This is a genomic window from Radiobacillus kanasensis, from assembly GCF_021049245.1.
Classification (GTDB): domain Bacteria; phylum Bacillota; class Bacilli; order Bacillales; family Amphibacillaceae; genus Radiobacillus; species Radiobacillus kanasensis.
This window is the reverse complement of the sequence record NZ_CP088020.1, coordinates 1,616,040-1,641,002: the sequence shown is the minus strand read 5'-3', so window position 1 is coordinate 1,641,002 and position 24,963 is coordinate 1,616,040. Positions and strand designations below refer to the sequence as shown.

The window sequence follows — 24,963 nt, the reverse complement described above, 5'->3', positions numbered from 1 at the left end:
ATCAACTGTGAATGAAAACCCAACCATTGAAAAGTAACGTTCTACACTTCTTATCGTGTAATCGTTCGTCTTTAGATTGGGAGATTATAGTTCTGTCCCAGCTTCTTTTTTTAACTCTTCTTTGATCAAAGACCCCACACTGAGTATATTGCCCGGGAAAGCGCATAATTCGAGCTGAATTCCCGAAAACAAACAAAAAACGCAGGGCATTTAGTACGAGACACGATTTAAGGGAGGTCGATGTTTAGCCCTACTTAGGAATGCCAACTGCGCTTTTTGTAGCAAGTTTTTGCTTTTTTCTAACTACTATAGTTATATCATGGACCATTTCTTGTTGTCATACGTCTTAAGTTGGAGACATCGTAGGGTTATTGGCTGATTTTTCCTAAGTCATCTCTCCATACTATCATTTTGTCCTTCTCTTCTTTACTTAAGGGACCTTCTTTCACCAATTCCTGCATAAGCTGATCATAGTTCGTAATCGTCTGCATCATCATGTTTTCCCTTGCAAAAGCATGCTTCGCTTTTTCTAGGCCATATGTGAAAATAGCGAATACACCAACGATGGATCCTCCTTCATTTTGTACAGCCAATGCTGCATCTATCGAGGAACCTCCAGTTGAAATTAAATCTTCGATAACAAGCACTTTATGTCCTGGCTTTAAACTACCTTCGATTTGATTGCCCTTTCCATGTTTCTTTGGGCTAGAACGAACGTAAATCATGGGAAGACCCATTTTTTGAGCAACCCATGCAGCATGCGGGATGCCTGCGGTCGCACAACCCGCAATAACATCTGGTTTTTCATCTAGTTGCTCTATCATTTCTACAAATGCATCTGCGATCCGGTCTCTAACTTCTGGATAAGACATGGTCATCCGGTTATCACAATAAATCGGAGACTGGATACCAGAAGTCCAGGTAAATGGATCATTTGGCCGGATTTGGATCGCACCTATATCAAATAAATCTCTCGCTACTTTCCCTTTAATGGACATGAAAACACTCCTTCACTGCGCGTTGATAGGCTGCTTTTGGGTTGCTAGCTCTCGTTATACTTCGACCGATAACGAGATAGTCCGAACCATTTTCTGTAGCCATTTTTGGTGTTGCAACACGGTCTTGGTCGTCATGACTACTCTCTACAAGACGTATTCCAGGGGTAACCGTTACAAAATTAGATCCGCAGATCTTTTTAATCTTCGGAACCTCTAGAGCGGAACAGACAACTCCATCTGCCCCTGCATCCCTCGTCATTTGAGCAAAATGTGCCACAGCTTCATCTACGGAAAAGGAAACATTTAGTTCCTGTTGTAGTGTCTGTTGCTTCATGGAAGTAAGTACCGTAACACCAATAAGCATTGGAGTTTGGTCGGATTGTGCTCCTTGTACTAAGCCTTCTTTTGCAGCTTTCATCATCTCGGTTCCCCCGAGGGCGTGCACATTGACTAAATCAATTCCTAAGCCTGCTAGGTTTCGCATCGCTCGCTGTACGGTTGTCGGAATGTCATACAGCTTTAAATCTAGAAAAATAGCATGATCATCCTTTTTTAGCTTCTCGATAATCGAAGGTCCTTCACGATAAAATAACTCCATGCCAACCTTTACAGGAACCCCTTTTAGATCATGCTCCTGCAAAAACTGCTCTGTTTCTTTCCATGTTGGAAAATCAAGTGCGAGAAATATAGTGGTGTCCATGTTCATGCCCCTTCCCTACTGCTTGTTCGGCTGATTCATATCCATAGCGCTGTAACACGTTTGGTAATGCTTCTATAATTTTCGGACAGATAAACGGGTCCAAAAAGTTAGCCGTTCCGACGGCTACTGCATTAGCTCCTGCTAATAAAAATTCGAGAACATCCTCTGCGGACGTAATGCCACCCATCCCGATGATCGGAATGGAAACTTCTTGACGAACCTCATAAATCATCCGTATCGCAATCGGTTTAATAGCTGGCCCAGAAAGTCCACCCGTTTTATTTGCGAGAAGTGGTTTTTTACTAGGGAGATGAATCGTCATCCCAGTTAAGGTATTAATCATGGAAAGCCCATCGGCCCCTGCCACTTCAACAGACTTTGCTAGCTGTGCAATATTGCTGACATTCGGGGAAAGCTTGACGAATAACGGCACGTCCCCACTTACTTCTTTTACTTTAGACGTAACTTCTGCTGCTAAGACAGGATCTGTCCCAAATTGTACTCCGCCTTCTTTTACATTTGGACATGAAATATTTAATTCTAATGCTTGAACCGATTTAGAATCTGCTAATCTTTTGGCTACGTACACGTATTCTTCCACCGTACTACCAGCAACATTGGCGATGACAGGAGTTTCATAGTTTCGTAAGTAAGGTAATTCCTCATTAATAATGGCATCTACACCTGGATTTTGTAGTCCAATTGCGTTTAACATTCCAGAAGCCGTTTCTGCTACACGAGGGGTTTGGTTTCCATACCTAGCTTCTTTGGTTGCTGCCTTTATGATGATTGCTCCTAAAAGATTTAAATCATAGTGCTGGCCGTACTCTTTACCGAAACCGAAGCAACCAGATGCCGGCATAACCGGATTATTTAATTGCAGACCTGCTATTGTAGTCGTTAAAAAGCTCATAGTAACACCTCGCCTGCCGGAAATACGGGACCGTCTTTACAGATTTTTCGAAATCCACTTCCATCCCTAGTAGGAACAACACAGGCATAGCATGCCCCGATTCCACAGCCCATTCTTTCTTCAATGGAAATAAAGCCTGATTGTCCTTCTAATTTGTTGGAAACCGCTCGCAGCATCCCCAATGGACCACACGAAAAATAATAATCAAAAGGGATAGATTGTGCGTCAATTACGTCATTCACATTCCCTTTCCATCCATAGCTTCCATCATCGGTTACGATATGGCAGTTTCCTAAAGCCTTAAAATTCTCTTCATAAAATACATATTCCTTCGTTTGAAAACCCAAGACTGAAGTGACTTGTACCCCCTTTTCCCTTAAGACTTTTGCTAAGTAATACATGGGTGGCACGCCTATTCCACCCCCAATTAGAAGGGCGTGTTTCAACTCTAAATCTTGGACCGGGTAACTAGTACCACAGGCTAAAAGCGTATCTAATTGGGTACCGGTAGACACATTTTGTAGCTCTTCTGTTCCTGCTCCAATTATTTTAAAAATAATCGTAATCGTCTCTTGAATATGGTCGACATCTGCAATCGAAATGGGCCTTCTCAGCATATGGCTGAACCCCGAACCAATTCGGATGTGGACAAATTGACCTGGTTCAACAAAGGAGATGGCACCTCCTTGTAACACCATCTCCACTGTATCCTTTGCAATGATTCTTTTTTGTACAACCGTCATCATTTGATTGATCATGAGGTTACAACAGCCTTTCTTTCCGCAACTGGTCTTGCTTGGAAGGTCGTTGAATCAATCACATTCAATATGGCTTCGGCTGTGTCAAGACTAGTTAAACAAGCAATACCATGCTCGACCGCTTCCCGACGTATTCTAAATCCATCAGAACGTGCTTGTTGGCCAGATGTAATCGTGTTAATGACGAATTGAACGTTCCCATTCTCAATAATAGAAAGTACATTCTCCTGGTCTGAACCAATCTTGTCGACGATATGGACAGGCACACCGTGTTCTCTAACAAAAGTTCCGGTACCTTCAGTTGCATAAACGGTGAATCCGAGTTGATAGAATCGCTCAGCAATGCTTAGTATTTCTCCTTTATCTTTATCTGCCACCGTTAGAAGGACGGAGCCTCCATGTGGAATCGATAGACCAGAAGCTAATAATCCTTTGTACAATGCTTTTTCTAGCGTCATATCATGTCCAATTGCTTCCCCTGTAGATTTCATCTCAGGCCCTAAAACCGCATCAACACTACGGAGTTTTTCGAAAGAAAAGACAGGAACCTTAACCGAAACATGTTCTTTTTCTGGAAGTAATCCATCTTCATATCCCATACTGCCTAAAGACTCGCCAATAATGCAGCGTGTCGCCAAGTTTGCCATCGTTACACCAGTAATTTTACTTAAAAACGGGATAGTCCGACTTGCTCTTGGATTTACTTCCAAGACAAAGACGTCATCACTTTTTACGACGAATTGTATGTTAATTAGTCCTTTGACTTGAAGACGTTTCGCTATGCTTAACGTTGCATCTACAAGCTTTTGCTTCGCTACAGATGAGATTCTTTGTGTTGGATATACCGCAATCGAATCCCCAGAGTGCACACCAGCTCGTTCGATATGCTCCATAATCCCAGGAATAATCGTGACCTCTCCATCACTGACCGCATCAACTTCTACTTCAATTCCCGTTAAATACTTATCAATCAACACAGGATGGGAGTGTTTTATTTTGTTCGATTTTTTCAAATAAGCGTGTAGTTCTTCTTCGCTATAAATAATCTCCATTTGGCTACCACCAATGACATAAGAAGGACGAACAAGCACCGGATAGCCGATTTCTTCCGCAGCTTGAAGGGCTTGCTCCAATTGACGAACACTTTTTCCTTTCGGCTGTGGTATGGCTAATTCGTCTAGTAATCTTTCAAACTTGTCTCGGTCTTCTGCTGTATCAATGGCCTCCAAGGATGTACCTAGAATCTTGACTCCTCTTCGCTCTAATCCTTCCGCTAAATTGATTGCGGTCTGTCCACCGAACTGTACAATAACCCCTTCTGGTTTTTCTAAGTTAATAACATGCATGACATCTTCCAATGTAAGTGGCTCGAAATATAGCTTATCGGAGACACTAAAGTCCGTAGAAACCGTTTCCGGATTGCTATTCATGATGATTGCTTCATAGCCTGCTTCCTTTAATGCCAACACAGAATGAACCGTTGCATAATCAAACTCGATTCCTTGCCCGATTCGAATGGGACCAGAACCAATTACTAATACTTTTTTGCGGTCAGAGGAAAGGGATTCACTTTCCTCTTCATAACTACTATAGAAATAAGGTGTTTCCGATTCGAATTCCGCTGCACATGTATCTACCATTTTATAAACTGGCACGATGCTGTGATCAATTCTTACCTGATACACATCATCTAAATTTGTTTCCCAGAGTCTTGCCACTTGCGTATCGGAAAAGCCCATTCGTTTTGCTTCTCTTAACAAGCGTACATCCCCATGATTGGCCTGCATCTCTTCCTCAAAACGAACAATTTTATTTAACTTGTGGAGGAAGAACCGATCAATTTTGGTTAATTGAAAGATGTCTTCAACGGAAAAATCTCTTCGTAACGCTTCTGCTAAAATAAATAGTCGTTCATCATCTGGTTTTTTCATACGGTCTTCTAGTTCTTCATTTGGTACGCTTGATAAATAAGGTAAGAAAAGATCTTCGGCACCAATATCTAACGAACGAACTCCTTTTAGAAACGATTCTTCGAAATTACGTCCAATAGACATAATTTCTCCTGTTGCTTTCATTTGTGTGCCAAGTGTACGATTTCCCGTTGTAAATTTATCAAAGGGGAAACGCGGTAGCTTTGTTACCACATAATCTAAGGCAGGCTCAAAACATGCATATGTTTTTCCTGTGATGGGGTTGATGATTTCATCCAACGTTAGTCCTACTGCTATTTTGGCTGCCATTTTCGCAATCGGATAACCCGTCGCTTTTGAAGCGAGCGCAGAGGAACGACTGACCCGTGGATTTACTTCAATGATATAGTACTGGAAGCTATTCGCGTCTAATGCAAGCTGTACGTTGCATCCCCCTTCAATTTTCAAGGCACGAATAATTTTCAGAGAAGCATTTCGTAGCATTTGATACTCACGATCACTTAATGTTTGCGATGGTGCAACAACCATCGAATCTCCTGTATGAATTCCGACAGGGTCTATGTTTTCCATGTTACAAACAACGATGGCTTGATCATTTTTATCACGCATAACTTCGTATTCAACCTCTTTAAAGCCAGCAATGTTTTTCTCAATTAAGCATTGATTCACAGGCGACAAGGCTAATCCATTTCTCGTAATGTCTCTTAACTCTTGAACGTCGTAGCACATGCCTCCACCCGTTCCTCCAAGAGTATAAGCAGGTCGAACGATAAGTGGGAAGCCGATTTCTTCAGCAAATTCTAAAGCCCCTTCTACCGTTGTTACGATCTGACTATCTGGAACCGGTTCGTTAAGCTCTCTCATTAACGTACGGAATTTTTCGCGGTCCTCCGCTTGTTGAATAGCATCTAGGGAAGTACCTAATAATTCAATCTCATATTCTGCTAGAATACCTGTCTCTTCCAATTGCACCGCCATGTTTAATCCAGTTTGGCCACCCAATGTTGGGAGAATAGCGTCTGGTTGTTCCTTACGAATAATCTTTGTTAGAAAATCTACGGTTAGAGGTTCCATGTAAACAGTATCTGCAATTGTGTCGTCCGTCATGATTGTAGCTGGATTTGAATTTGCTAGAATTACCTTAAAGCCTTCTTCTTTTAAAGCTTGACAAGCTTGCGTACCGGAATAATCAAATTCCGCTGCTTGCCCGATGACAATAGGTCCAGACCCTATTACGAGAATTTTGTTTATATCATTACGCTTTGGCATTCTTTTTCCTCCTTCACTTGCTGCTTATTCGATTCGATAAGGTCTAGGAATTGATCAAACAAATAATTCGTATCATCTGGGCCCGGTGAGCTTTCTGGATGATATTGTACCGAAAACGAAGGATAGGTTTTGTGTTGAATTCCTTCGACTGTTTCATCGTTTAACGCGATTTGTGTAAGCATAAGGTCTGTCTGTTCTAGGGATTCTTTCGTAACGGCGTAGCCGTGGTTTTGCGATGTCATAAACGTTTTGTTCAACAGTAAATCTTTGACTGGGTGATTGGATCCACGGTGACCGAATTTTAATTTCGTTGTATTTGCTCCACCTGCCAATGCTAACAGCTGATGGCCTAAACATATTCCGAAAATCGGGATGCGATTCATAATAGATTGAATCATTTCAATTGCTTCAGGGACATCTTTAGGATCTCCAGGACCGTTAGACAGAACCACTCCATCTGGCTTTAATCGTTCTATTTGCTCCGCCGTATAGTGATGTGGCACAACCGTAACATGACAATTTCTTTTAGTTAATTCTCTTAAAATACCGTGCTTCATTCCGAAATCCACAAGCACAACTCGATAGCTTCTACCCGGCACAACATATGGCTTAACCGTAGATACTGTTTCTACTTGATTGCGGACAACGGGGGTTGTATCAAAAAGCTCCTTTACTTCCTCCCAAGTCCGATCAATATCCGTAAATATTCCACGCATCGTACCGTGCTTACGAATGATCTTCGTTAGCTTCCTTGTATCAATACCAGAAATAGCTGGAATATCATTTGCTTTTAAGAAAGCATCTATATTTTCTTCGCCACGAAAATTTGAAGCAATATCACAGGCTTCTTTAACGATAAGTCCGAAAACGGAAGGTGTGACGGTCTCAAAATCATCACGATTAATGCCATAGTTTCCAATTAACGGATAAGTAAGTGTAACGATTTGCGCACAGTAGGATGGATCAGATAGGATCTCTTGATATCCGGTCATCCCTGTATTAAACACAATTTCCCCAATTGCCTCTTTATCACTTCCAAATGCTTCTCCTATAAATATCGTTCCATCCTCAAGCACGAGCTGTCGTTTCTTCATGTGAAGCCTCCTCAAATACAATTTTTCCTTCAAAAATCGTAAGGACTGGTACACCTGTCACGTTCCAGTCATGAAACGGTGTGTTTTTTCCTTTTGAAAAAAAGCTATGTTTATCAATCGTATATTCTTTTTCTAAATCTAGTAAGACGAGGTCCGCTACCTGTCTTTGTTCCAATCTTCCATATGGAAGGTTGAAAACTTCGGCTGGTTTTATTGTTAGCCAATCGATTAACTGCTTCAATGTTATCTTTTTAGTCAAGACTAAGTGTGTATAAAGCAAGGAAAAAGCGGTCTCCAATCCGACGATTCCAAATGGCGCTTTTTGCAAACCATGACTTTTCTCTTCTGCCGTGTGTGGTGCATGATCCGTTGCGATGAAGTCGATGGTTCCATCTAGTAAACCTTCTAGTAAGGCTTGACGGTCCTCTTCGGAACGGAGCGGTGGATTCATTTTTAGGTTGCCGTCGTCCTCTGTAATCGCCTGTTCGGTTAATAGTAAGTGGTGAGGGGTCACTTCAGCTGTCACGTGTATGCCTGCTTTTTTAGCATCTCGTATCACCCGAACCGATTCCTTCGTACTGACATGGCAGACGTGATAGTGACAGTTAGCCGCTTCTGCTAGAAGAACATCTCTAGCAATATGTACCGATTCGCAGACAGAAGGAATTCCTGGTACAGCGAGCTTCTTGCTGGCTTCCCCTTCGTGAATTACCCCACCGTGAATCAAAGTGTTTTCCTCACAATGGGCAACGACGGGCATTCCAATCGAAGCTGCAAGATTCATAGCTTGTAGCATTTGATCTGCTGATTGCACGCCAACCCCGTCATCGGTAAAAGCAAATGCTCCGTGTTCTTTTAAGCCTTTCATATCTACTAGTTGCTTCCCAAGTTGTCTTTCTGTAATCGAAGCATATGGGAGTACTCGGATTTTTGCATCTTGTTGAATGCGTTCCATTAGCGCATCCAAATGTTCCAATGTATCCGGAACAGGGCGAGTATTTGGCATTGGACAAATCGTTGTGTATCCTCCTCTTGCAGCAGCTTCCGTACCTGTACGAATGGTTTCCTTCGCTTCCCCTCCAGGTTCACGTAAGTGTACATGCACATCAATGAATCCTGGTGCCAGGATTTTGCCTTCACAATCTATGACTTGCTCTGCTTCTCCTCGAACGGTAAGCCCAATAGCCTGAATCGTTCCGTCTGCAATCAAGATTTCTCCTGTCTGAAGCTCATTACGGTTGTAGTACTTCGCGTTCACTAATTTGATACTCATTATGAATCCCCCGATCCTCTAGTAGTTTGCTCATTACAGCCATCCGGGCAAAAACACCGTTAGACATTTGTTTAAAAATTCTCGAGCGCTCACACTCCATTAAGCTGTCATCTATCTCTACTCCTCTATTGACAGGAGCTGGATGCATAATGATGGCATTAGGCTTCATTCTTCTTTCTCTTTCTTTGGTTAGTCCGTACTTCTTTAAATACTCGGTTGCCTCGACAGAGTGTTTTTCTTCATGTCTTTCATGTTGAATTCGAAGCAACATCAGCACATCACAGCATTCAACTGCCTCATCCAAGTCTAAATACGGATAATCTAGCGTTTGATCTTGCCATTCTGGTTTACTAGAAAAATAGACTTCTGCACCTAAAGTCGATAAGGCATGCGCATTTGATCTCGCAACACGACTATGTTTAACATCTCCGACAATTGCTACCTTGAGTCCTTTGAATCGACCGAACTCTTGCGAAATCGTTACTAAATCAAGTAAGGATTGAGTTGGGTGCTCTCCCGTTCCATCTCCAGCGTTGATAACTGGAATGTTCATCTTCATGGCCACTTCTTGAACAACATGATCCTCTGGATGTCGGATTACGAGCAAAGATGCCCCGATGGCTTCTAATGTTTTTGCCGTATCGTAAACCGTTTCACCTTTTTGAACACTGGATGCTTCAGGGTGAAAATCAAGTGGCTCTAGCCCTAATCGGTGCTCAGCAACTGTGAAGCTCATTTTCGTTCGAGTGCTTGGCTCAAAAAATAAATTTGCCACGAATGTTGAGGTTTTACTAGTACTTTTTTTGCTAGCTACCATCATCTCTTCTGCTCTTTTAACTAATTGTTGAATCTCGTGTTCCGATAAATCCTTCATGGAAAGAAAATGTTTCATGTCGCTCCTCCTTCAAAATCTTAGGCATTAAAAAAGCCTCTTCGCGTAAAGTCGCAAAGAGGCAAACCTGCAGGAAATATGCACGTCTCCATTACAACCTTACAAGCCTCTCTGGACTCATTTAAAGGTACTTCTTTAATTACTTTTCAAAAATACTGACTTGATCTTGTGCGTCCGTTTCCCCTAATTCCACCATGATTACTTCCTCTTGGGAAGTCGGGATGTTTTTTCCGATAAAGTCTGCACGGATTGGTAATTCTCGGTGTCCCCTGTCTACTAAGACCGCTAGTTGAATTTGGGAAGGTCTCCCTTGATCGATGATTGCGTCCATTGCGGCACGAACCGTTCTTCCAGTAAACAAAACATCATCTACTAAAACTAGTGTCTTTCCTAATATAGATTCGTCGAAACGCGAATCATTAATGGTAGGCTCTGCTTCTTGATCAACTGGGGTTAAATCATCTCTATATAACGTAATATCGAGCTCTCCAATCGGAACCTTTACACCCTCAATTTGTTCAATTTTTTCCTGAAGTCTCTTTGCTAAAGGAATACCTCTCGTTTTAATCCCAACGAGAATCAATCCTTCTACCCCTTTGTTTCTTTCTAAAATTTCATGAGCAATTCTCGTTAACGCTCTTCTAATGGCTGCATCATCTAAGACGATTGCTTTTTTCTTCATTCTGCTCACCCTTTATCAATGGAAGCTTTCGAGATATCCATTAAAAAAACCTTTCCACCGCAGGGAAAAGGTTTTGAAGACATAGTTATGCCATTCTCACGTACACCTTCTCAGCCTCACGGGACTGTCTTTAAAGGATCTCATTTGTTCTCTCTTAATTATTCCAAACATTGGACGTTCTGTCAACTCATCTTTTCTAATAAATCTAATTGTTCATCGAAATCTTCCGGCGGATCCACCTGGAATTCCACCCATTTCTTCGTAGACGGGTGTTCAAAGCCTAACACTTCCGCATGGAGAGCTTGACCATCCATGTCTAACGTTTTTCTCGGTCCATATTTAGGATCACCAGCTAGTGGATGACCTATATATTTCATATGGACACGAATTTGGTGGGTACGACCAGTTTCTAGAACACATTTAATATGAGTAAAGTTTTTAAAACGTTTAATCACTTCAAAGTGCGTAACCGCATGTCTTCCATCATCGACGACTGCCATTTTTTGGCGATCTCCAGGGTCTCTACCAAGCGGAGCATCTATTGTCCCAAAATCATGGCCAATCTCCCCGTGCACAATTGCCTGGTAAGAGCGTTTAACTGTCTTTGCTTTTAACTGATCGACTAGTGAAACATGAGCTTTATCGTTTTTTGCAACCATTAATAAGCCACTCGTATCTTTATCAATACGGTGAACAATTCCTGGTCGAATGACTCCATTGATCCCTGATAGGTCTTGACAGTGATATAGAAGAGCATTTACGAGTGTACCGGTTCCATGTCCAGCTGCCGGATGTACGACCATTCCCTTCGGCTTATTGACGACGAGAACATCGCTATCTTCATAAATGATTTCTAATGGAATATTCTCCGCCTCGAGCTCTAATGGTTCAGCCTCTGGAATTTCCCACGTAATTTCGTCCCCTTGCTGACATTTGTAGTTGTTTTTTACTTTTTCTCCATTTACAGCTACTAATCCATCTTTAATCCATGTTTGGACTTGAGACCTGGAGGCGTCCTCATTCCATTTCGCTAAAACTTTATCAATTCTATCCCCTTGTTCATCTGGGTCTACCATATGACGGTGATTTTCTGGCATTATTTTGTTCTTCCTTTCTGTCGTTCATCGATGAAGGTAACTATTAATAAAGCAATAACCCCTACTACTAATGCAGAATCGGCTACATTAAAAATAGGAAAGTCATAGCTTCCGATATATACATCTACAAAATCTACTACTTCTTTACGGAACAGTCTATCTATAAAGTTCCCGATTGCTCCACCCAATATAAGTCCTAAGGAAATGCCTGCCAGCTTGCTTTCTTTCCCGTACTTTTGCATGTAATACACAACTACAGCAATCACGATAACCGTTACGACGTAAAAGAAGCCCATCTTCCCTTCTAGAATGCCCCAAGCAGCACCTGTATTACGGTGTGACGTTATGTAGAGAAATGGCTCTATGACCGGAATGGATTCTCCGATATCCATCGTTTGAACAATTCGCCATTTTGTTAATTGATCGATGCCAATGATAAATAATGCTAGTAAATAGTAAATCAACTTCATTCCCCATTTCTCTCTTCATGTAACTCTATCTGATTTTACCATAGATTTTTCTTAATAGAAAAATTACCTTGTATGTGTATGTTAGCAAATAAACAAGCTGGAACAAACTATAACTTTCTCTATGGAGGCGAACGATTACATGATAAAAAGCTTAAAAGTTAATTTTCAATGGTTGGATCGTCATTCAAAGTTTATATATACTCCGACGTAACGAAATAAGGACTCGTATATACTTTATCAAGTTGACTGCTAATGCGGCGCTGCGGAAAAATACTCGCTTTCCGTGGGGAACGCCTCAGCCTCCTCGCTCGCAAAGAACGCTCACTGTGGGGTCTTCAACTGTTCCTTTCCCACAGGAGTCTCGCATTTTTCCGAAGCTTAGTACGGAGTTCTTTTCAAGTCAGAGGTGTTTCTTGGTCTACTTATTTTATAGGTGCTAATAACCCACTATATTAGAAAATATCTACAAGCGTAGGCAGAATACGTAGACTCCAGCGGGAACAGCGCGAGCCGAAGATCCCGCAGGAAGTGGTGTTCTTCCGAGGAAGCTGAGGCCGTGCCCGCGGAAAGCGAAGTATTCTGCCGGAGCGTGGCATTTAGGCTAAACTTGACTTTTTAGTAATTATCCAAAGATCGTTACGTCGCATTTTATATCTTATCTGCAACAAAATTACAAAAGCACTCTAAAAGAAAAATCCGAGCTGCTTGAATTCTAATGATAGAATTTCGAAGCAGTTCGGATTTTATTAGGATTAACACACATTTATTCCTGCCTATTTTAAGCTTATTCTGTTACATGTGCGTAATGCTCTTCTACAATCGTTGCACAGCGATCACATAGCTCTGGATGATTCGCATGAGAGCCTACAGTATCAGCCGCAACCCAGCAACGCTCACAACGTTCCCCTTCATGCTTTTCTACAAGAACGGAGACATGCTCATATTCTTTTCCACCTTTGCCTTCTTCAACGACAACCGCTTCAGAAACAATAAACAATTGATGGATATCCGCAACATCTTGGAGCAATTGTTTTGTCTTATCATCTTTCGGTGCAATCGTAATTTTAGCTTCTAGTGATTTTCCGATCGTTTTAGCAGTTCGAGCTTCTTCCAGCGCTTTTAAGACATCGTCACGTACTTCCATGAAGTGATCCCATTTTGCTTTAAGCGCCTCTTGTCCTTCTACCTCGACTGCTTCTGGCATATCGGTAAGTTGGACACTTTCTTCTTCAACGCCTGGAATGTAGCCCCATACCTCTTCTGTTGTATGAGTCAGAATTGGAGATAAAAGCTTCACTAGTGCTGTTACGATATCATAATAAACCGTTTGAATACTTCTTCTTCTTGGACTATTCTCTGCTTCAATATAGATGATATCTTTAGCGAAATCTAAATAGAAGGAGCTGAGATCAATCGAACAGAAGTTATGGATGTTCGAATAAATCGTAGAAAACTCGTAATGATCATAGGCATGACGAACTTTTTTGATTAATTCTTGAAGCTGTACAAGCATATACTTATCTACTTCTTGTAAATCCTTTTCCGCCACACGGTGTTCAGCAGGATTAAAATCATGTAAGTTCCCTAGCATGAAACGGAATGTATTACGGATTTTACGATACCCTTCCGAAGTTTGCTTGATAATATCGTCCGAAATACGGACATCTGCTTGATAATCTACAGATGCAACCCATAAACGGAGGATATCGGCACCATATTGCTTCATGATCTTAGCAGGTACAACGGTATTACCGATAGATTTACTCATCTTACGTCCTTGACCATCTAAAGTAAAACCATGACTAATGATTGTTTTATATGGCGCTTTCCCAGTTACGGCAACCGCAGTTGATAAAGAGGAATTGAACCAGCCACGATATTGATCCGATCCTTCTAAATAAACGTCTGCTGGTCTTTGTAATTCTGGGCGATTTTCTAAAACACCTTGGTGAGAGGATCCAGAGTCGAACCATACGTCCATGATGTCAGTTTCTTTGGTGAACTGACCATTTGGACTATGTTCAGACGTATATCCTTCTGGTAAAAGATCTTTCGCATCCCACTCAAACCAAATGTTAGAGCCATGTTCAGCGAACAAGTTGGAAACGTGATTAATCGTTTCTTCTGTAATGATTGGCGTGCGATCTTCTGCATAGAATACCGGAATTGGAACACCCCACGTACGTTGACGGGAAATACACCAATCCTCACGGTCACGAACCATGTTAAATAGTCTTGTTTCTCCCCAGCTTGGGTACCATTGTACTCGTTTGATCTCTTCTAATATGTCATTTCGGAAATCTTTAATAGAAGCAAACCACTGGTTGGTTGCTCTGAAGATCGTTGGCTTTTTTGTTCTCCAGTCATGTGGATAGGAGTGTGTGATAAATTCTAACTTTAGTAATGCTCCTACTTCTTCTAGCTTCTGCGTGATCTCTTTGTTAGCAGCATCGTAGAACATCCCTTCAAATCCAGGTGCCTCCGCAGTAAAGGTCCCTTTTTCATCTACCGGACAAAGCACTTCTAATCCATATCTCTTCCCAACTAGGAAGTCATCTTCCCCGTGGCCAGGTGCCGTATGAACAAGCCCTGTACCACTTTCTGTTGTTACGTGATCCCCTAAGATAATGAGTGAATCGCGATCATAGAAAGGATGTTTCGCAACGAGATTTTCAGCTTGTTGTCCTTTGAACGTTTGGACGACTTCCGTGTTTTCCCATTCTAGTTTTGTCGTAACTTCTTCAAGCATGTCATGGGCTACGATAAACTTGTCTTCGTTTACTTTTACAACTGCATATTCTAAGTCAGGATGTAAACTAATGGCTAAGTTAGCTGGAATCGTCCAAGGAGTCGTCGTCCAGATGATGAATTTCTCATCTCCTTGCAACAAGTCCTTTCCTTCTTTAACAGGGAACGCGACGTAAATCGAAGCAGATCGCTTATCTTGATATTCAATTTCCGCTTCCGCAAGTGCGGATTCAGAGGATGGAGACCAATAAACAGGCTTTAAACCTTTATAGATATACCCTTTACGAGCCATTTCCCCAAATACTTTGATTTGAGCAGCTTCATAATCTTTTGTAAGCGTAATGTAAGGATTCTCCCAATCACCTCGGACCCCAAGTTGCTTGAATTGCGTACGTTGACGGTCCACTTGATCTAACGCGTATTCGGCACATTTTTGACGGAATTCCGCAACGGTCATCTTCTTACGGTCTACTTTTTTCTTCGCTAAAGCCGATTCAATCGGTAAACCGTGTGTATCCCATCCAGGCACGTATGGAGCATGGAATCCAGCCATCGATTTATAACGGACGATAAAATCCTTTAAGACTTTATTCATCGCATGGCCCATGTGAAGGTCACCATTCGCATAAGGAGGTCCATCGTGTAAAACAAATAGTGGGCGTCCTTCTGTGCGTTTTTGTACCTTTTCGTACATGTTCACTTGATCCCATTCTTCTTGCATTTTAGGCTCTTTATTCGGCAAGTTACCTCGCATTGGAAAATCCGTTTGAGGCATTAGCAGTGTTTGTTTATAATCCATGTGTATTTTCCTCCTTTTTTTCCTTTCCTACAGGACTTGATCCTTGATTAACCTTAATGAAAACAAAAAAGCCCCTCTTATCCCTAAAAGGGACGAGAAGGACCCGTGGTACCACCCTTGTAGATTATGGACATTAAACCCATAATCCTCTTGTGTATTCGTAACGGGAATGAACCGTCCATTTCTACTCATCAACGTTTTCGAATGGATACTAAAGGGTGATTTTCTAAAAGTGTTTGGATCAGGCTTCCACCAACCCTGATTCGCTTTCAACCAATGAAGCACTTTTATACTTTCCCTGTCATTGTATGTTTCATCATAATTGATTGGTCTATTGTTAATGAATTATATGTAAAATTCCGATTAACGTCAAGCCCAATAGGGTAACTTAGTTGTCTTGATCTTGTCCATCTCCAAGATCTACATCAAACAGCCCGTCCCAATCTCCACTTTCAATTAAATCAAGCTGAGCTTCCACTAACATTTTCAAACGTGTACGGAATACCTTTGCTTGTTTCTTTAGCTCTTCAACTTCAATAGAAATTTTTCTTGATTTATGGAGTGCTTCATTAATAATTCGATCTGCATTTTTCTCTGCTTCTTTAATGATAAGCTTGGATTCTTTTGCCGCATTTCCTTTTACTTCTTCTGCTGTTTCTTGGGCAATGAGAATGGACTTATTTAACGTTTCTTCAATATTCGTGAAATGACCTAATTTCTCATTCAAATAATCTACTTTCTCATTAAGTTCTTTCTTTTCTCGAATGAGAAGCTCATAGTCTTTGATAACTTGATCGAGGAATTCATTTACTTCATCCTCATCGTATCCTCTAAACCCTCTAGTAAATTCCTTGTTATGGATATCTAATGGCGTTAATGGCACGTATGGCCACCTCCTCAAATTGCTATTTTCCAAAAATTAAAAAATCGTAAAAAAGACCTAACAAAAATTTCGACATAAACTCAGAAAATCCTGCAAAAATGTTAAAATTATTTCAATTTTTCAATCGTCACTTTATATTTTTCTTTTTTTGTTACCCCTTCAATACTTTTTAGACGGCTTCTTCCTTTCCCTCTTACGGAAATCATATCCTCCTGCTGGATGGTAAAAGAAGGATCTTCGACTGGGCGAAAGTTTACCTTTACTAACCCTTTTTGGATATACATACTTGCTTGTTGCCTAGACATCCGATAGGTCTCCTTCATAACAACATCTAAACGTAAAGAAGATATCGTACTTTCCTGGGCAATCCAGTCCGAATCATCTGATAGTTTTTTGTCGAGTGAAACCTCTTTAAACTGCACCTTTGCCTTTTTAATCTCCGTCAAATTGGTTAATACATACGGAGAAATATCGGAACTTACGAGGATTTGAATTTTACCATCTTTTGCAATAAGGTCGCCAAGTTTTTTTCGTTGAATACCAAGTGACAAAAACGCCCCTAGTACATCCCGGTGTTCCAGTGATACAAATTTTTCCGGGTAACTAGCTTCTAGAAGCGTAATCTCAAATCGGTCTGGAGCAATAGTCTCATAAAAGGGCGCTAAAATAGCTTTTTTTCGTTCTGCTTTCGGATCTCCCCCGAAAACGCTATGGGTAAACTCTGGATCCTTACCAATAAGCGTTGTAAAAATCATTTGCTCTCGCGGATCTAAGAAATCACTTAGTTTATAGATATGATTCCTGCTAACCTCTTCCTTCCAGGATAGGACTTGATCGATAAATGGTTGTTCCTCTTTTCGAAAATGTTGATAAATGTCCATCATAATCCTCACTTCTATCTGTACATGAAAGGAAGCCTGGCTAAGGCCAAGCTTCCCCATCTTATCCTAAAACATTGTAAATAGGACGTACAATCCTCTTGATGCAAAGTTCAGTACTAAAATCCCTACAATTGGTGAAATATCTATCATGCCAAGTGGTGGAATGATTTTTCGAAAAGGCTCTAAGTAAGGTTCACAAATTCTTGCTAAGAATGTTCCAAAAGAAGATTCCCGAGCACCTGGAAACCAGGATAGCAGAATGTAAACGATTAGCGCGTAGCTATAAAACTGAATTGCATAAGATAATATTGTATATAACTCGACCATTAACCATCACCCTTTAGTTAGACATACTCAGTATTCTTCCTCTTCAAGCATGTCCGAAATGGAACCTGAAACATCTACGTTGTCAGGTGTACAGAGAAAGGTATTTTCTCCAAGCTTTTGAATCTGTCCAGAAACAGCATAAACCGTTCCACTTAAAAAGTCTACGATTCGCTTTGCTTGTGCATAATCTACACGTTGCAGGTTAATGACAACTGCACGGCGATTTACGATCTGATCAGCAATTTCCTGTGCTTCACTATAAGATCTCGGTTCACAAAGAACAACTTTAGATGTTGATTGAACACTTTTTAAGCTTACCACATTACGATTTTTACGAGAAAGTGTTTCTGGAACTTCAATTCCTGCTGCAGCTTCTTCTTCTACATACTCAAATTCATCTTCATCATACGTAAAGAAAGTCTTGATCTTATTCTTTAAACTCATCTTCTCCACCCCATACTATTTTGATCCAACTAACTTGGTTCCAATACGAATATGAGTCGCACCTTCTTCAATCGCAATCTGATAATCATTACTCATTCCCATCGATAAATAGGAACAAGGTGCATAATCCAATTGCTTGGCCATAATCTCGTCTTTTAGCATTCTAAGTTTGGAAAACGTACTCCGTAATGTCGCTTCATCCTCCACATGTGGTGCCATCGTCATAAGTCCAACAACACGTACATTTGTGTAAGGTGCAAGCTTCTCTATAAAGCTATGTACATCATCTGGATGAAGACCATGCTTAGACTCTTCTCCACTCGTATTGACTTGTACGAAACAATCGATTGGTTGATTAGCACGTTTATGAATTTCTTTCGCAAGGGACAAACGGTCCAAGGAATGGATCATATATACAATGTCAATGAGGTCCTTTACTTTTCTCGACTGAAGGGAACCGATAAAATGCCAAACCGGATCTTCGGACAAACTTTGCTGTTTTTCCAGAAGTCCTTCTAGCCGATTTTCCCCTAAATGTTTAATACCCTTGTCGACCGCTTCTTGTGCTCGCTCTATTGTAACATATTTTGTCACACCGATGATGGTAATTTCGTCATGATTTCTGCCGACTTTTTCACAGGATTGTCTAACATTGTTTAATATCGTGGATAAATTCGATTCCAGTGACAAGGATCCTTCTCTCCTTTCCCTCTATTTAAATCCGATAAAACCGAGCATTCGACCAGTTTTCCCTTCATCTCTACGGTGCGAAAAGAATAATTGATCGTCTTGATACGTACAGTATTTTGTCGTATAAAGATGCGTCTCTTGCACACCTTCCATAAGTAACAATTCCTTATTTAATGCTTGTAAGTCTAACAAATAATGGGTTTCACTCTGCTGATGAACCGCTGAATCGTGGTGCGCATTGGGAATATGCTGAATTACCTTTGCATCTACCTGATAATTAGCTTTTCCTATAGAAGGACCAATGGCAACACGTAAGGACTCACGATTTGCTCCTTGTTCCACCAATGTTTGTACCATTTTTGGTGCCATTCCATCGACGGTTCCTCGCCAGCCTGCATGAGCAATCCCAATCCACCCCGTTTCTGGATCAAAAAAAAATAATGGAACACAGTCTGCATAAAATGCAGCACATACGATTCCTCTTTCTTTCGTAATCAAACCATCACAGGCTGGAATGGCGCTATCTAATGATTTGCTACCTTTCCCGCGGTCCTCTTCCGAAACAACGGAGATATTAGTCGTATGAACTTGTTCCGCAAACACCCAATTGTCTAATGGAATCCCAATATTTTCTGCCAGTTGGTGTCGATTTCGAACAACAGTTGTTGCATCATCCTGAACATGAAGTCCAACATTTAAGGAATCAAACGGAGCGGAGCTAAATCCACCTTCTCGTGTCGAAATGCCTACAACTAGGTCCTCATTCCATTTTTGCCATTCTTCCAATGCGACAAAGGAAGGATGTTTTTGTTGAAAGGGTTCTTTCATACGATAATCGCCTCCTAATGCCACTTATTCTATCATATATCGACTTATTTTGTGCAGTTACTCAACTGGATGACTCGTGGCAAGTTGTGGATTGCCACTTTTTCGGATAAGGATCACATCTGTGCCAATCGTTAAAATTTGATCCCACGGAATTGTTATTTCTTCATCCTTCCCAAACAGCCCCATCACTTTTCCTTTATTTCCTACAACTAGATGCGTGATGCGGCCACGTTCCTCATCAATCTCTAAATCCGTTATATTTCCTAACCTTCTTCCTTCTTCCACTATGATGATGTCCTTTATTTGTAGCTCCGATAGAGTAATCAATTTATCCCCACCTTTTATTCGCTATATAGACATACTATGCGAAAGAATGGCTTATTTTCTTTATAAACTGAATTTTTTTATTTTATAATGAAGGCTGTGTTTAAAGACTGTTGCTTTTCCAAGTATGGAATATTATCTGGTTAGTTGATATGAATTGCGACGTAAACATTTTTGGATAATCACTGTAGGTCGAGAGGACGAGTTTAGACTAGTGCCGTGCCAGAAATCAGACCATTATCTATAATAGCGGACTAGATGTCCGCAACCATATAAAGCCTAGGGGCAACTGCACGTAGTGAAACTCAACATCGTACTAATATCGAGCATTTCCTAAACTATTGCTTCTTTAAGCAACAGCAACAAACTATGCCAAAGTAAAAAAAGGTATAACGGGACGGACTTCACTCCAGTTATACCTCTTTTCTACTATTATTCAAACATCTCTTTATTCATTTCTTGAATAGCTGCTTTTTCTAAACGAGAAACCTGTGCCTGGGAAATTCCGATTTCTTCGGCTACTTCCATCTGGGTTTTGCCTTGGAAAAAACGCTTATTGAGAATCATTTTTTCTCGCTCATTTAAGCGATGCATCCCTTCTTTTAGCGATAGTTTATCCAACCAGTCAGAATCTTTATCTTTATCATCACTAAGCTGGTCCAGCACGAAAATCGGATCACCACCGTCGTTATAAATCGGTTCGAATAAAGAAACTGGATCTTGGATGGCATCCATCGCAAAAACAATATCAGAATGAGGAACACCCATTTCCTCTGCTATTTCCATCGGAGTAGGATCCTTTGAAGTCTTACTAATGAGCTTTTCTCTTACCTGTAATGCTTTGTAAGCTGTATCTCGTAATGATCTGGATACCCTAATCGGGTTATTATCTCGTAAGTATCTGCGAATCTCACCAATAATCATCGGAACGGCATACGTAGAAAACTTTACATTTTGACCTAAATCAAAATTATCTATAGATTTCATTAATCCGATACAACCAACCTGAAATAGATCATCCCCGTATTCTCCGCGGTTATTAAAACGTTGAATAACACTTAGAACGAGCCGCAAATTCCCATTCACTAACTGCTCTCTTGCGGAATAATCACCATCTTGCATTTGTTTAAACAACTTTCTCATTTCATCGTTTTTTAGAACAGGCAACTTTGAAGTATCTACTCCGCAAATCTCTACTTTATGTCTTGTCATGATTTACCCTCCCGTTGGAGATATGTTATTCAGTGAACAGTATCTCCCCAAGGAGGAATTTTTATGCAAAACAGCCCCTGAGTTCTATTAGACTCAAGGGCTGTATCCTTATTATAAGTAGGGTTAGACCATTTTATTAAATTCTTTTTGAAGACGGCTTATAATTTTCTTTTCTAGCCTAGAAATATAGGACTGAGAAATCCCCAACATATCGGCGACATCTTTCTGTGTTTTTTCCTCTTCACCAATTAAACCGAAGCGGAGCTCCATAATTTGTTTTTCACGATCATTAAGCTGCTCCAAGGCTGTTTTTAAGAGCCCTTTGTCGATACTTACTTCTAAATCCTTTGTCGTCACATCTTCATCTGTTCCAAGTACGTCCGAGAGCAATAACTCATTGCCATCCCAATCAATATTTAACGGTTCGTCAAAAGAAATTTCGGATTTTAACTTATTATTTCTCCTTAAATACATTAATATTTCATTTTCAATACAACGAGAGGCATACGTTGCCAGCTTAATCTTTTTTTCTGGATTAAACGTGTTAACTGCTTTAATTAATCCAATCGTACCAATACTGATTAAGTCCTCAATGTTAATGCCGGTATTTTCAAATTTTCGTGCTATATACACGACTAAACGAAGATTTCGCTCAATCAGCATCGAACGTGCTGCTTTATCACCTTTGGGAAGGCGTTTTAACAATTCTTGCTCCTCTTCTTTCGATAAAGGAGGTGGCAAGGCCTCACTTCCACCAATATAGTATATTTCATCTGTTTTTAGACCGAGTTTTATTAAAAGTTTGTACCACCATAGTCGTATGGTCAACTTCCATTTCATCATATGTTCCCCTCTCCTTTATCTCTTAGAAATTAAGCGGAAGTGGCTACTGAATGTTTAAATAATTGCGGATGTAATAGACAATGATAACTTCCATCTGCAGACAACTCTCCAAATTGTACTCCAATTAAAATTTTATCTGTGGAGATTTGTGTTTGATCAAACTGTACTTGGAGATTATCCGGCTTAATTACAATCATGAAAGTACGATTCCCGTCTACTCCTTGATAAGGGACAATTTGAATGAATGTTTCCCATTTGCTTGGAATAGCATCAAATGACAGCTCTTCTTGGGCATGTTGCAATTCTTTAAGCTCCGAGGGACTAAACCAGTTACTCATAAATGCTTGATCACATATAACGACTGGTTTCCTCGAAAACGGATCAACAAGTTGATTGCCGCTATCGACATATCCACTTGTTGTGTAACTTTGATTTCTAATTTCCAATGTCACATCATATACTTGATCAAGACGAAACTTTTCCCAAGCGTACTTGTCCATCCTAGACTTGGTAAAGACCCATACAATTGGAAATCCAACCCCTACAAATAACCAACTCACTTGATCTCCATAACCGGATTGAAAGGTCAGAATACTGCTACTCGTTGCTTGAAACTGATTGCCTAAAAGAAAATGTAACCCGATAAGCCCGCCACCGAGGGCAAAGGAAACAAAATAAAAAAATAACAATTGCTTCATATATTGACGATAGTTTCGAAATCCGAAAGCACACCACACAATAAGCAATGAATAAAATACTTTCCCAAATGGGGAAGTAACAATAGAGTCCGGATAAAAAACGGATATCGGAACAAGCAAGGAAGCAATAAAAGCACCAAAGAAGATTCGGAATCGGTTCGAAGGAAGACGAGTGATGGATAATGTTAATAGCAAAATCATCCAATCTAACAAAATGTTTAAAAGCCAGACTGCGTCTAAATAGATCGTCACATCTTTCTTCCTTTCCGATGTACCTTTTTCGGATTCGTAGTAAGTATATCGAAGTCTGGTTTAGAAGTCTGTCACATTTTGGATGATACAAAGGGCTAATTTTCAGAACTTATTAGTGATTTTGTCAGATTTCTTTTGGAATATTTGTGGGACTTTTGCATATAGGAATAAACAGAAGGATAGCGATAGTAGTTTGGTACCATTTTCTTTTTTCGGACTCTTTTAGAGTAATGGAGTTGGATAGGTCCGTTTACTAATGCGGAGAAAAGGTCAGTGGAACACAAGAGGTGAAGTCATTCAAAGTTGACATACTGCAAGCCGTTCCTAATCGAACTTCCTCATTCTTTTCGAGCCTCACCGTTTGCTCCAATCCCTACGGGTTCTCTAGCTCACTTTTTGCAAAAGAGCATTCCAGTTTTCACCCCTCCTAAAAGGTACAAAAAAGACCAAATCACAAGTAAACTGTACCCTATAAGGTAGACACCTAAAAAAAGTCTACCTATAGGGTACTTTTTTGTATAATTAAGAAAATATGGGGATTGGGGAAAGGTCAAATGAGTAAAAAGATATTTACAGAGAGAGAAATTAAGACACTATCAGCGAATCCATATGTAAAGTCTGTTGGTCCTAAGGGAATCACCTATACTGATGAATTTAAACGTCTCTTCATCATTGAAAATGAAAAGGGAAGGTTACCAAGACATATATTTGAAGAGAATGGATTTGATATTGATATTATTGGGATAGACCGTATTCGATCATCAGGGAAAAGGTGGCGTGCTGCATATAGACACAATGGAATAGTTGGATTAAGAGATACTAGAAAAGGAAACTCTGGTAGACCAAGCTACAGGGAACATTCATTAGAAGAAAAATATGCACGGTTAGAAGCCGAAAATAATTTATTGAAAGCAGAAAACGAATTGTTAAAAAAGATGGACTTTGCCGAAAGGAGGCTGAAGAAGTAAAATTATCAGCTGAACAAAAATTCCTACTTGTTCACTTTGTTATCGAAAAATTTCAACTTAAAAATATGGTTAGCCATTTATGTGAAATAGCTGGGGTTTCACGTTCCGGATATTATAATTACTTCTCTTTACAATCAAGGGAACAAAGAGAAAAGCGAGATGCAGAAGATGAGATTGCAAAAGAGATTATCTTAAAGGCCTTTCACTTTAAAGGACGTAAAAAGGGTGCAAGACAAATTAAAATGACCCTAGAAGGCCACTATCATATCACCTACAACTTGAAAAGGATTAGAAGAATAATGAAAAAATATGAAATTGTCTGTCCAATCCGTAGAGCTAATCCGCACAAAAAGATGATTAAGGCTACACAAGAACACAGTGTCTTACCGAACTTATTAAACAGAGAATTTAAGCAAGATACCCCAGGTAAAGTATTACTCACAGATATTACGTATTTATATTATGGAAAAGGACAAAAAGCTTATTTATCTACCATTAAAGATGGATCAACTAATGAAATCTTGGCCTACCATGTGCTCGATCGAATTACCCTGGATCTAGCCACTGATACGTTAGTAAAACTTAAAAGGAATAAAAGAGTAAAGTTAGCGAAAGGTGCCTTTATTCACTCTGACCAAGGAGGGCACTATACTAGCCCTACTTTCCAGAAGCACGTCAAGAAGTTAGGTTTAGGTCAATCTATGTCTAGAAGAGGAAATTGTTGGGATAACGCTCCACAAGAGTCGTTTTTTGGGCATTTTAAGGATGAGGCATTCATCAAACCATGTGCAACCCTAGATGAGCTTAAAAGAGAGATTAAGAGTTATATGACTTACTACAACAATTATAGATATCAATGGGATTTAAAAAAGATGACCCCTGTACAGTACAGAGATCATCTTCTTAATGCTGCCTAGTCTTTTTTTAAATGTCCTTGACAAAGGGTACAGTTTACAAGTGGACTTAGTCTTTTTTATAATAATCTATGC

23 protein-coding genes and 1 other annotated feature are annotated in these 24,963 nt (G+C 40.2%); of the genes, 1 reads left to right on the top strand and 22 read right to left on the bottom strand.

The window, feature by feature from the left end; translation table 11 throughout:
* Positions 1-368 precede the first annotated feature (368 nt).
* The 22 genes from pyrE to spoIIGA form a co-directional block, all read right to left on the bottom strand.
* Complete coding sequence (pyrE, locus tag KO561_RS08565; protein WP_231096690.1) at positions 369-998, bottom strand: orotate phosphoribosyltransferase; 630 nt, start codon at positions 996-998, stop codon at positions 369-371.
* A complete protein-coding gene (gene pyrF, locus KO561_RS08560; RefSeq protein WP_231096689.1) occupies positions 988-1,698 on the bottom strand; it encodes an orotidine-5'-phosphate decarboxylase in 711 nt (236 codons plus the stop codon). Before pyrF ends, pyrE begins: the two co-directional genes overlap by 11 nt.
* Positions 1,670-2,611, bottom strand: coding sequence for a dihydroorotate dehydrogenase (locus tag KO561_RS08555; protein WP_231096688.1), 942 nt, complete (start codon positions 2,609-2,611; stop codon positions 1,670-1,672). The genes pyrF and KO561_RS08555 overlap by 29 nt, the downstream gene beginning before the upstream one ends.
* Positions 2,608-3,369, bottom strand: coding sequence for a dihydroorotate dehydrogenase electron transfer subunit (locus KO561_RS08550; protein ID WP_231096687.1), 762 nt, complete (start codon positions 3,367-3,369; stop codon positions 2,608-2,610). The genes KO561_RS08555 and KO561_RS08550 overlap by 4 nt, the downstream gene beginning before the upstream one ends.
* On the bottom strand, positions 3,366-6,569 hold the full coding sequence (gene carB, locus KO561_RS08545; RefSeq protein ID WP_231096686.1) for a carbamoyl-phosphate synthase large subunit: 3,204 nt from the start codon (positions 6,567-6,569) through the stop codon (positions 3,366-3,368). The genes KO561_RS08550 and carB overlap by 4 nt, the downstream gene beginning before the upstream one ends.
* Positions 6,548-7,663, bottom strand: coding sequence for a carbamoyl phosphate synthase small subunit (locus tag KO561_RS08540; protein WP_231096685.1), 1,116 nt, complete (start codon positions 7,661-7,663; stop codon positions 6,548-6,550). The genes carB and KO561_RS08540 overlap by 22 nt, the downstream gene beginning before the upstream one ends.
* Positions 7,638-8,936 carry a dihydroorotase gene (locus KO561_RS08535; RefSeq protein WP_231096684.1) on the bottom strand — a complete coding sequence of 433 codons (1,299 nt, stop codon included), beginning with the start codon at positions 8,934-8,936 and terminating at the stop codon, positions 7,638-7,640. Before KO561_RS08535 ends, KO561_RS08540 begins: the two co-directional genes overlap by 26 nt.
* Positions 8,896-9,828, bottom strand: coding sequence for an aspartate carbamoyltransferase catalytic subunit (locus KO561_RS08530; protein ID WP_231096683.1), 933 nt, complete (start codon positions 9,826-9,828; stop codon positions 8,896-8,898). Before KO561_RS08530 ends, KO561_RS08535 begins: the two co-directional genes overlap by 41 nt.
* A gap of 139 nt (positions 9,829-9,967) precedes the next feature.
* Positions 9,968-10,510: a bifunctional pyr operon transcriptional regulator/uracil phosphoribosyltransferase PyrR gene (pyrR, locus tag KO561_RS08525; protein ID WP_231096682.1), complete on the bottom strand. Its 543-nt coding sequence runs from the start codon at positions 10,508-10,510 to the stop codon at positions 9,968-9,970.
* Between the two features lie 182 nt (positions 10,511-10,692).
* Complete coding sequence (locus KO561_RS08520; protein ID WP_231096681.1) at positions 10,693-11,607, bottom strand: RluA family pseudouridine synthase; 915 nt, start codon at positions 11,605-11,607, stop codon at positions 10,693-10,695.
* Entirely contained in the window at positions 11,607-12,077 is a 471-nt protein-coding gene (gene lspA / locus KO561_RS08515; RefSeq protein ID WP_331000844.1) for a signal peptidase II, read from the bottom strand. Before lspA ends, KO561_RS08520 begins: the two co-directional genes overlap by 1 nt.
* Before the next feature lie 784 nt (positions 12,078-12,861).
* The gene (gene ileS, locus KO561_RS08510; protein WP_231096680.1) at positions 12,862-15,624 is read right to left on the bottom strand and encodes an isoleucine--tRNA ligase; all 2,763 of its coding nucleotides are present in this window, start codon (positions 15,622-15,624) and stop codon (positions 12,862-12,864) included.
* An 85-nt stretch (positions 15,625-15,709) separates the two neighbouring features.
* Positions 15,710-15,938: a binding site (T-box leader), on the bottom strand.
* A 74-nt stretch (positions 15,939-16,012) separates the two neighbouring features.
* A complete protein-coding gene (locus KO561_RS08505; protein ID WP_231096679.1) occupies positions 16,013-16,507 on the bottom strand; it encodes a DivIVA domain-containing protein in 495 nt (164 codons plus the stop codon).
* Between the two features lie 107 nt (positions 16,508-16,614).
* Positions 16,615-17,391: a YlmH family RNA-binding protein gene (locus KO561_RS08500; protein WP_331000843.1), complete on the bottom strand. Its 777-nt coding sequence runs from the start codon at positions 17,389-17,391 to the stop codon at positions 16,615-16,617.
* 63 nt (positions 17,392-17,454) lie between these two features.
* On the bottom strand, positions 17,455-17,715 hold the full coding sequence (locus tag KO561_RS08495) for a YggT family protein (RefSeq protein ID WP_231096678.1): 261 nt from the start codon (positions 17,713-17,715) through the stop codon (positions 17,455-17,457).
* 27 nt (positions 17,716-17,742) lie between these two features.
* Positions 17,743-18,159, bottom strand: a complete 417-nt coding sequence (locus KO561_RS08490; RefSeq protein WP_231096677.1) for a cell division protein SepF — start codon at positions 18,157-18,159, stop codon at positions 17,743-17,745.
* A 15-nt stretch (positions 18,160-18,174) separates the two neighbouring features.
* On the bottom strand, positions 18,175-18,849 hold the full coding sequence (locus KO561_RS08485) for a YggS family pyridoxal phosphate-dependent enzyme (protein ID WP_231096676.1): 675 nt from the start codon (positions 18,847-18,849) through the stop codon (positions 18,175-18,177).
* Positions 18,850-18,870: 21 nt separating this feature from the next.
* Positions 18,871-19,677, bottom strand: coding sequence for a peptidoglycan editing factor PgeF (gene pgeF / locus KO561_RS08480; protein ID WP_231096675.1), 807 nt, complete (start codon positions 19,675-19,677; stop codon positions 18,871-18,873).
* 57 nt (positions 19,678-19,734) lie between these two features.
* Complete coding sequence (locus KO561_RS08475; RefSeq protein ID WP_231096674.1) at positions 19,735-20,004, bottom strand: YlmC/YmxH family sporulation protein; 270 nt, start codon at positions 20,002-20,004, stop codon at positions 19,735-19,737.
* A gap of 429 nt (positions 20,005-20,433) precedes the next feature.
* On the bottom strand, positions 20,434-21,213 hold the full coding sequence (gene sigG, locus KO561_RS08470; RefSeq protein WP_231096673.1) for an RNA polymerase sporulation sigma factor SigG: 780 nt from the start codon (positions 21,211-21,213) through the stop codon (positions 20,434-20,436).
* A gap of 123 nt (positions 21,214-21,336) precedes the next feature.
* Positions 21,337-22,056: an RNA polymerase sporulation sigma factor SigE gene (gene sigE / locus KO561_RS08465; protein WP_231096672.1), complete on the bottom strand. Its 720-nt coding sequence runs from the start codon at positions 22,054-22,056 to the stop codon at positions 21,337-21,339.
* A gap of 29 nt (positions 22,057-22,085) precedes the next feature.
* A complete protein-coding gene (spoIIGA, locus tag KO561_RS08460; RefSeq protein ID WP_231096671.1) occupies positions 22,086-23,006 on the bottom strand; it encodes a sigma-E processing peptidase SpoIIGA in 921 nt (306 codons plus the stop codon).
* Between the two features lie 554 nt (positions 23,007-23,560).
* Between spoIIGA and KO561_RS08455 the strand changes: the two genes are divergently transcribed.
* Positions 23,561-24,891, top strand: a protein-coding gene (locus tag KO561_RS08455; RefSeq protein WP_231095212.1) for an IS3 family transposase whose coding sequence is annotated in 2 segments (ribosomal slippage) — positions 23,561-23,942 and positions 23,942-24,891 — 1,332 coding nt in all. Because the reading frame shifts where the segments join, the coding sequence is not laid out codon by codon here.
* Positions 24,892-24,963 lie beyond the last annotated feature (72 nt).

Excerpts from the sequence above, each read along its gene's own strand:
- pyrR (WP_231096682.1), bottom strand. The coding sequence starts at position 10,510 with ATGAAGAAAAAAGCAATCGTCTTAGATGATGCAGCCATTAGAAGAGCG.
- sigG (WP_231096673.1), bottom strand. The coding sequence starts at position 21,213 with ATGACAAGACATAAAGTAGAGATTTGCGGAGTAGATACTTCAAAGTTG.
- KO561_RS08535 (WP_231096684.1), bottom strand. The coding sequence starts at position 8,936 with ATGAGTATCAAATTAGTGAACGCGAAGTACTACAACCGTAATGAGCTT.
- KO561_RS08495 (WP_231096678.1), bottom strand. The coding sequence starts at position 17,715 with ATGGTCGAGTTATATACAATATTATCTTATGCAATTCAGTTTTATAGC.
- KO561_RS08490 (WP_231096677.1), bottom strand. The coding sequence starts at position 18,159 with ATGAGTTTAAAGAATAAGATCAAGACTTTCTTTACGTATGATGAAGAT.
- KO561_RS08500 (WP_331000843.1), bottom strand. The coding sequence starts at position 17,391 with ATGATGGACATTTATCAACATTTTCGAAAAGAGGAACAACCATTTATC.
- lspA (WP_331000844.1), bottom strand. The coding sequence starts at position 12,077 with ATGAAGTTGATTTACTATTTACTAGCATTATTTATCATTGGCATCGAT.
- carB (WP_231096686.1), bottom strand. The coding sequence starts at position 6,569 with ATGCCAAAGCGTAATGATATAAACAAAATTCTCGTAATAGGGTCTGGA.
- pyrF (WP_231096689.1), bottom strand. The coding sequence starts at position 1,698 with ATGGACACCACTATATTTCTCGCACTTGATTTTCCAACATGGAAAGAA.
- KO561_RS08530 (WP_231096683.1), bottom strand. The coding sequence starts at position 9,828 with ATGAAACATTTTCTTTCCATGAAGGATTTATCGGAACACGAGATTCAA.
- pgeF (WP_231096675.1), bottom strand. The coding sequence starts at position 19,677 with ATGAAAGAACCCTTTCAACAAAAACATCCTTCCTTTGTCGCATTGGAA.
- pyrE (WP_231096690.1), bottom strand. The coding sequence starts at position 998 with ATGTCCATTAAAGGGAAAGTAGCGAGAGATTTATTTGATATAGGTGCG.
- KO561_RS08555 (WP_231096688.1), bottom strand. The coding sequence starts at position 2,611 with ATGAGCTTTTTAACGACTACAATAGCAGGTCTGCAATTAAATAATCCG.
- KO561_RS08550 (WP_231096687.1), bottom strand. The coding sequence starts at position 3,369 with ATGATCAATCAAATGATGACGGTTGTACAAAAAAGAATCATTGCAAAG.
- KO561_RS08540 (WP_231096685.1), bottom strand. The coding sequence starts at position 7,663 with ATGAAGAAACGACAGCTCGTGCTTGAGGATGGAACGATATTTATAGGA.
- sigE (WP_231096672.1), bottom strand. The coding sequence starts at position 22,056 with ATGATGAAATGGAAGTTGACCATACGACTATGGTGGTACAAACTTTTA.
- ileS (WP_231096680.1), bottom strand. The coding sequence starts at position 15,624 with ATGGATTATAAACAAACACTGCTAATGCCTCAAACGGATTTTCCAATG.
- KO561_RS08520 (WP_231096681.1), bottom strand. The coding sequence starts at position 11,607 with ATGCCAGAAAATCACCGTCATATGGTAGACCCAGATGAACAAGGGGAT.